Below are 6980 nucleotides of genomic sequence, written 5' to 3'. Positions count from 1 at the left end.
CAAACGGGTGTGCCGATCATTTTTGGCATTTTGACAGTAGATACGATGCAACAAGCCTTGGAAAGAGCTGGCATCAAGAGTAACAACGGCTGGGGCTATGCGATGAATGCTCTTGAGATGGCAAGCTTGATGCAGCAGCTCAAAGGGAATGCCGGTGGCACATCCTACGGTAACAATGCGGTTCATACAGTGACTACTCAAGCACTGCCAGTTTCGCCGAACCTGGCGATTTCTCCAGAGTCAGCAGTTGAGCGCAACGCATCTGATTCTCTTTGATCGTTGCACTGTGAGTCGGGTGCGCTGAGAGCTGGGGCGGGGTTTTCCCGCCCAGAGCTGCAAATTTAGGCCGCGAATTTAGAAAGATTGATCTCTCGTCTTTCATGCCACCCTTCGGGAAGGGCAAAGCCGGACATCCTTCATTTTTGCCCTAGCACTTCTCGTCCTAGGTAAGGTTGCAGCGCTTCGGGTATCTTGATGGTGCCATCGGGTTGTTGATAGTTCTCCAGAATCGCTGCCATTGTGCGCCCGATTGCTAATCCGGAACCATTCAACGTGTGGACAAATTGGGTTCCTTTTTTTCCAGCTTCTTTGAAACGAATGCTGCCGCGTCGCGCCTGAAAATCCATAAAATTGGAGCAGCTAGAAATCTCGCGGTATTTCTCAGCAGAAGGGAGCCATACCTCTAAGTCGTAGCACTTTGCTGCCCCAAACCCTAAATCCCCAGTGCATAACTCAATGACGCGATAAGGCAACTTCAATGCCTGCAAAATTGCCTCGGCATTTTGTACCAACGATTCATGCTCTGCGGCAGAGTTATTGGGATGGACAAGTTTTACTAACTCGACTTTATTAAATTGGTGCAGTCGAATTAGCCCTCGCGTGTCTCGTCCGTAGCTACCTGCTTCCCGGCGAAAACAGGGAGTATAGGCACAGTGATAGATAGGCAGCTGCGACGCCTCCAAAATTTCGTCTCGATAGAGATTCGTCACCGGCACTTCAGCCGTGGGAGCGAGCCACAAGTCATCTTGAGCGCATTTAAAGCTTTCGTCGGCAAATTTGGGCAGCTGACTTGTGGCGGTAAGCGATTCGCTGTTGATCAGAAAGGGGGGAATGACTTCTACATATCCAGCCGCGATTTGCTGGTCGAGCATGAAGCTAATTAAAGCTCTTTCTAAGGCAGCACCAGCACCAATTAGCGTGACAAAACGACTTTGTGCAACTTTAGCCGAGCGCTCAAAGTTAAGAATTCCTAGTTGTTCGCCAATTTCCCAATGGGGAAGAATTTCGGAGTTTTGAGGCAAGTATTCATCCCCCCAGCGGCGGACTTCTACATTCTCTTCTTCACTTTTACCAATGGGTGTGGACTCACTGGGTAAGTTAGGAAACGATAACAAGAGCGCTTCTAACTCGGCTTTCAGGGTTCTTTCCTGGGGTTCAAGTTCGGCAATCTGGTTTTTGATTTGGTTGCCTTCTTCCCGCAATGCTTGGATTTCTGAGCCGTTGGGATCGCTACCTGATTTAATTTTTTGACCGACTAATTTGCCGATTTCGTTCCCACGAGCTTGGAGCTGACTTCGCTTTGCTTCTAGTTCTCGTTGCTGCTGGTCGCGCTGCAAAATCGGCTGTAGGTCATATTGCCCGATCCCGCGACGATTCAGGCGCTCTTGTACACCTTCGGAATTTTCCCGTATCTGCTTGAGGTCTAGCACAGATTTTTTCCAGCTTTTTTTGCCAATTAATCAGGATACACTGCGATCGCGCGATCGCGATGATACAGCCGAGAGTCTGTATGCGCTCTCAGCCTTCTTTACTTGCTGATGCCGCAATTCGACCCTTTGCCTCCATTACTGTCGGTTGATGCGACTATACAACCACAAGGAAACAACAATCCCGGCAAAATGAGCGGTAATTGTATGTGTATTCGCCAGCACCACAAAAATATCTAAAGGTTGAATCAACCGATTAATAAATTGGGGATCGTAGATGGCTACCCCACCTTGAGCCTGAGCCAGCGACTTTGCCAGCAGAGTGCCGGTAATCGCTTCTGCGCCCAGAACTGCTAATAATAATCCTCCTAAACTAACGAGTAATCCAAACCTTAAAACTTTAATCGTATCTGCCTTTTTCGGGCGGAGGTTGGGATTAGGATCTTTTAGCTGTATGCCCAAACGGGTGTAACGCCAAGCTTGATAAACACTGAAATACAGCACTAAAAGACCGCAAACTGCAAAAAAGATACTGCCACCCGTCCCTGGGCTAGCAGCGGCAGCGCCACTGGCACGCGGCTGGGCGGCGGGGATGGCAAACAAGAAAATTATGCTCGAAACAACGGCTAGGACTAACTGAACCCAGAAGCCAGCCCAGCCAGCGATCCGAAAAGAGCCAGCGATTCGCTGTAGAGCTGAAGGAACGGGAGATGAATCGAACTGTTCTCGCATAAATTGATTTTAAATCGGTTTAATTCCGGATTTATCTATAAACAGAGCGTTTTGTTGAACAAGTAATGCAATCCCAAATTTATACGGTAATCTTCCTAACCACCAGTTTGAGGCAATGGGGCAGCAAAATTCAAAGATGTTTAACCTCTGGAGAACTTTTAACCCAATGGAGCCGTCTTTCTTTCGAGAGCAGGCTTCTAATTTACTTGGCTTTGATGACGGCCTGCCATTTCCAGAGCAGCCCTCTCGAAGTGGAAGCAGCATGATGAAATTCCTGCAACCAAATCTCAGGAAGCATTTACTCTCCGTCGCTTATGCAGTTGCTTTGGTAGGTAGTTTGGCAGCCTATCAAAGGACGGTGATACCGAAACCGCTTTCGGTAGCGCAAAAACATTGGGCAGCGATCGCTACGGAAAACCCGGAGCGAACAGTCACGCAATACAGTGACAATGCCATTTTAATGCGCTCCTATGGCGTTCTGGACGAAGTCTATCAGGGGAAATCCATCTACCCAGCCTGGGAAGAATTCTTCTCGAAGTACAAAATCCAAGATTTCCAGGTTGTTAAACAACAGCAACGCGATCGCGCTGTCGAAGCAGTCATCACGATCTATGCCAAGTCCAAGCACGGAACCCCTGTTGTTTTGTCGCTTTCCTACCAGGTGCAATTTGATAAGGATGGCAAAATCATCCGTGAAGTCTGGCAGGCCAACCCAGAATTGAGTGTCTAAAATTGATGGTATCGTTCTGTCATTTTGCCAGCTGACATCACGCGCTGCTTTTGATCGTTCGCGGTCTTAATACACCAGTGATAGCAGCCTTGTTTGGGGTGTGTTTTCTGATTGATAAAGGCATCGTTAGATTGGGGAAACCGATCCTAATCCAATTTATTTGGCTGGGAGTTCAGTGAATTATGCAGATGAAATTTGAGGATATTTATCAGTTTTTTCAAGACCCTCCTCCCACTTATCTCAACAAGGAACTAGCGGTGTGTTATGTCCTTTCAGTTTTGATGAGCGGAGAATCCTATGGAACAGAACTCATCGGGCGACTAGAGAGTGAATATCCTACCTATCGGCTTTCTGATACCGTCTTATACAGCGCCTTAAAATTTCTGGAAGACCAAGCCGCTATCACAGGGTATTGGAAAAAAGTGGAAGGCAGAGGAAGACCTCGTCGAATGTATCAAATTCGCCCAGAGTGTCTGGAACAGGCTCATGACCTAGCTCGCCTTTGGGATGAATACACAATGAGAGAATCTCAAGCCATCTGAGCCAATCCCAAAGAAGCTCTCTTGCGATAGGCTATAGGTTATAGGCGATCTTGTATCTCTTGGACAAGAGCCTATTTTCCATTGTCCTATCTAGAAATTCGTGAATACGACAATTCTCTCTTCAACATTTCTGCTAACACTGTTGTTAGCAGTCGGTCTATTTTTCTTTATCCGAGCCTCCGCTAAGGATCGAACGCAACAAGTGAAACTGATTGCGGAGCAACCAGAAGAATCAATTTTAATTCAATTGCAACAATATTTCGATCGGCGTGCTTACCGGATTACGGCGGTGGATGCAAAGCAAAATCAAGTTACATTCCAAGGCTTTGTCCGCCCCAGCTGGTTTTTGGCAATTTTTCTGAGCTTATTAGCTTTTTGTGGCTTTCTTTGTTTGGCGTTGGTTTTAGCAATCCTATTTCCCCAATTCGCTAAAATTTTCCTAGGTTTGGTTCTCCTTTCACCAGCCGCTGGCGTTTTTTACTGGAAAAAAGCTGGACGCAGCGAACAAGTTTCCCTGAAGGTGGAAACATTTGCAGGTGTCGAAAAAGAGACCAGAAGTTTAATTACTGTCATCGCCCATCGTGATGAATTGGCTCAATTGCAACAGGAACTGCAATTAAAGCCTTGCGAATGACAACTCTCTGGCTAAAAATCTTAAAAAATTCTAAAACCTGGTCAGTTTGTGAATCCAAAAGAATTTTAATTAGAAGGAAAAATTCAAAATTCCTCCTATAAAACAATAGGGGCGGTTCGCGAACCGCCCCTATAACCGAGTTTTCACGTTTAATGCCTAAAACTTCAGCTGCTACGAACAGCGGCGAGGGTAGGCTTTTCCACAGGATTGTCGATTATCCTAAGGCTAGGAAACAGAAAATGATTTTCTTCAACATATTGGGCACCAAATAGCCCCTTTTCCGCCCAAAAGTACCGATCTGTGGTGTGTTCGTTCCGCTTCACGAGCAGCAAAGCAGGCGGAAGGATTCCTTCGGTTTGAATAAACTTTCGCGCGGCGGTGACTGGTTTATCTTCGCCACTTTCAATACTATACTGAGGGACATGCTCTAAAATTCTACGTCCTTCCTGGCGACGGCGACTTTTCCGCTTGCGTCTTCTAGCCAACCTCCTTACCTCCCCTTTAATTCTGACAGTTGTAATGATAGATACAAAAACCGTCGCAAGTATATCGGTTTGAGTTCAAAATATCAACCGCTTTTTACCGATTGATACAAACATTACAGCCCTCAGAAATTAAAATCGACAGCAGCAGAACGGGCAATAGACGCTATATATGCAAGCTTGTCTAAACTTGAGCCTAGATATAGCGTATAAAGGGCTATATTTATTCGACCTTGACAAAATTTAGCCAGTTTGGAAGCAGTTTTGTAACCAAACTATCATGAAAGCTCGCTAAAATTTTTGTAATAAAAAGAAACAAAAATGAGGTCTTTGCACGACCTTTGCCGCTTCAGCGCAATTGCGTGTCAGGATCGACGGAAGAAAACCCGATCCGATAAATGCAATTTTCCTCGCTGTCAAGTACCCAAGTATAAGCGAATGTGTCTATGTCTACCAGTTCAGAATTCATAACTTTGTGCCAATCACAAGTAGCACTATTAACTCAAGGACTGGAAGCTGCCTTGAGTGTTGTGTATTTAACGGAAGAACTGGTAGAGGGCGTCCCAACTAAGCTAAGGCCGGTTGTTGCTTACCCACAGACAGCGGTGGAATGGGAAACGGATGAGATTTCGGCTTTGGGATTTTCCGATCGACCGTTGGCATCCATTCCTCGGTTATTGTCAGCGGCATCTCCGGTTCCTCAGGAGTCCGATGCGGTTTCTGAGACGGGTTCAACGGAATCGGCGGCTGAAGTCGGGAAAGAAGAAACGATTGATGAATTGCAGGCAAAGGCGGGGACATCGCCCCTCCAGCGATCGCTCTTCGCCGATGCTGACTTGAGTAGCTCCTCGCGCCAAATTGTGGTGCCTTTGTTGCATGAAGGTGTGGTGATGGGGCTGCTGGTGACAGCTCGTGAAGATAGACCTTGGAACCAGCGGGAACGAACCGCGATTGAACGGATTGCCGATACACTGGCGAGCGCTTGTATTCTGGATCGGCGTTCCCAATGGTTTGAGCAACAGCTGAGTCAGCAGCGTCATCTTCAGGCTCAACAGCGCGATCTCATGGACGATCTGATACATCAGTTTCGCAATCCCATGACCGCCTTACGGACGTTTGGCAAGTTGCTCCTCAGACGATTGGTACCTGGAGATGCGAACCGCGAAGTTGCCAACAGCATCGTGCGTGAAAGCGATCGCTTGCAAGAGTTGCTTCTACAGTTCGATCGGGCAGTGGATATGGACGAAGGAGAGTTAGTGCCTTTGTACGGGCAAATCGCGGATCGTTCTTACGATGCAGTTCCCGTGCCGATTGCCCCGTCTTGCCCGCTTCCCCGAAAAGGTGAAGATTTAGGAAATCTGTACTCTCCCTTGGGATTGGAGCCTCAAACAATTCCGACGAGAGCGCTGGCATTGGAATCCTGCTCGGTGGCGAAAGTTTTGGAACCGCTAGTGGTGACATCCAGCGCGATCGCCCAAGAAAAAAATCTGGCTTTATTAGCAGAAATTCCTCCGAATTTGCCGCCAGTACAAGCCAATGCCAAAGTACTGCGCGAAGTGTTAAGCAATCTGATTGACAATGCTTTGAAATATACCCCGGCGGGTGGGCAAGTTTACATTCAGGCAGGAAATCGACGACATACTTCTCAAGGAGATTTTCAGGCGATCGCAATTAGCGATACTGGCCCTGGCATTCCCGTGCAAGATAAAGAGCATTTGTTTGAGCGACATTACCGAGGCGTCCAGGCAGAAACTGAGATTCCGGGGAGTGGATTGGGTTTAGCGATCGCGAGAGATTTAGTAGAACAAATGCAGGGCGAAATTGAAGTCATTAGCCCCGCCGAACGCAACTGGCTCGATCGCAGTATTCCCCACACTCAAGGACCCGGAACGACCTTTATTGTCTGGTTACTAACTGAAGCCTTAAAGGGCGAAGATGAAGTTTGATAAGTTGCTCTTCCATTTATTTGTATTTGAGCTGGTAATTGGTAATACGATTACTTATCTGGGGCGATGGGTCTGCATGGTATAGCACTCATCAATAGACCTCTTGCATGAATCAAGAAAATGAGCCAAAAGTAGGTAAGCGTTACTGAATCTGCTCATGCTCTACCAACAGTTGAAAGTCCTCAATCCGAGCGCCTTCAGACGGGCG

General features: G+C 47.2%; 8 protein-coding genes. 5 read left to right on the top strand and 3 right to left on the bottom strand.

Going from position 1 to position 6980, the window contains the following annotated elements; genetic code table 11:
• Positions 1–276, top strand: a 276-nt coding sequence (locus H6F50_RS05725; protein ID WP_190427313.1) for a 6,7-dimethyl-8-ribityllumazine synthase, incomplete at its 5' end; no start/stop codon positions are given.
• 140 nt (positions 277–416) lie between these two features.
• Here H6F50_RS05725 and serS read toward each other — a convergent pair.
• Complete coding sequence (serS, locus tag H6F50_RS05720; RefSeq protein ID WP_190427302.1) at positions 417–1709, bottom strand: serine--tRNA ligase; 1293 nt, start codon at positions 1707–1709, stop codon at positions 417–419.
• Positions 1710–1844: 135 nt separating this feature from the next.
• Positions 1845–2438: a DUF3611 family protein gene (locus H6F50_RS05715; protein ID WP_190427300.1), complete on the bottom strand. Its 594-nt coding sequence runs from the start codon at positions 2436–2438 to the stop codon at positions 1845–1847.
• A gap of 136 nt (positions 2439–2574) precedes the next feature.
• Here H6F50_RS05715 and H6F50_RS05710 point away from each other — a divergent pair, with 136 nt between their 5' ends.
• The 3 genes from H6F50_RS05710 (at position 2575) to H6F50_RS05700 (ending at position 4344) form a co-directional block, all read left to right on the top strand.
• The gene (locus H6F50_RS05710) at positions 2575–3168 is read left to right on the top strand and encodes a hypothetical protein (protein WP_242028912.1); all 594 of its coding nucleotides are present in this window, start codon (positions 2575–2577) and stop codon (positions 3166–3168) included.
• A 188-nt stretch (positions 3169–3356) separates the two neighbouring features.
• Complete coding sequence (locus H6F50_RS05705; protein WP_190414485.1) at positions 3357–3710, top strand: PadR family transcriptional regulator; 354 nt, start codon at positions 3357–3359, stop codon at positions 3708–3710.
• Positions 3711–3810: 100 nt separating this feature from the next.
• Entirely contained in the window at positions 3811–4344 is a 534-nt protein-coding gene (locus H6F50_RS05700) for a cofactor assembly of complex C subunit B (RefSeq protein WP_190427297.1), read from the top strand.
• Between the two features lie 164 nt (positions 4345–4508).
• Here H6F50_RS05700 and H6F50_RS05695 read toward each other — a convergent pair whose 3' ends face one another.
• Positions 4509–4829, bottom strand: a complete 321-nt coding sequence (locus H6F50_RS05695; RefSeq protein WP_190414413.1) for a DUF3155 domain-containing protein — start codon at positions 4827–4829, stop codon at positions 4509–4511.
• Between the two features lie 470 nt (positions 4830–5299).
• On the opposite strand from H6F50_RS05695, the gene H6F50_RS05690 reads away from it, so the two are divergent.
• Complete coding sequence (locus H6F50_RS05690; RefSeq protein WP_242028911.1) at positions 5300–6772, top strand: ATP-binding protein; 1473 nt, start codon at positions 5300–5302, stop codon at positions 6770–6772.
• The last annotated feature ends 208 nt before the right edge of the window (positions 6773–6980 follow it).

Origin of the sequence: Coleofasciculus sp. FACHB-712 (genome assembly GCF_014695635.1) — a bacterium.
GTDB lineage: Bacteria > Cyanobacteriota > Cyanobacteriia > Cyanobacteriales > FACHB-T130 > FACHB-T130.
This window is presented reverse-complemented; position numbering and strand designations above follow the sequence as displayed.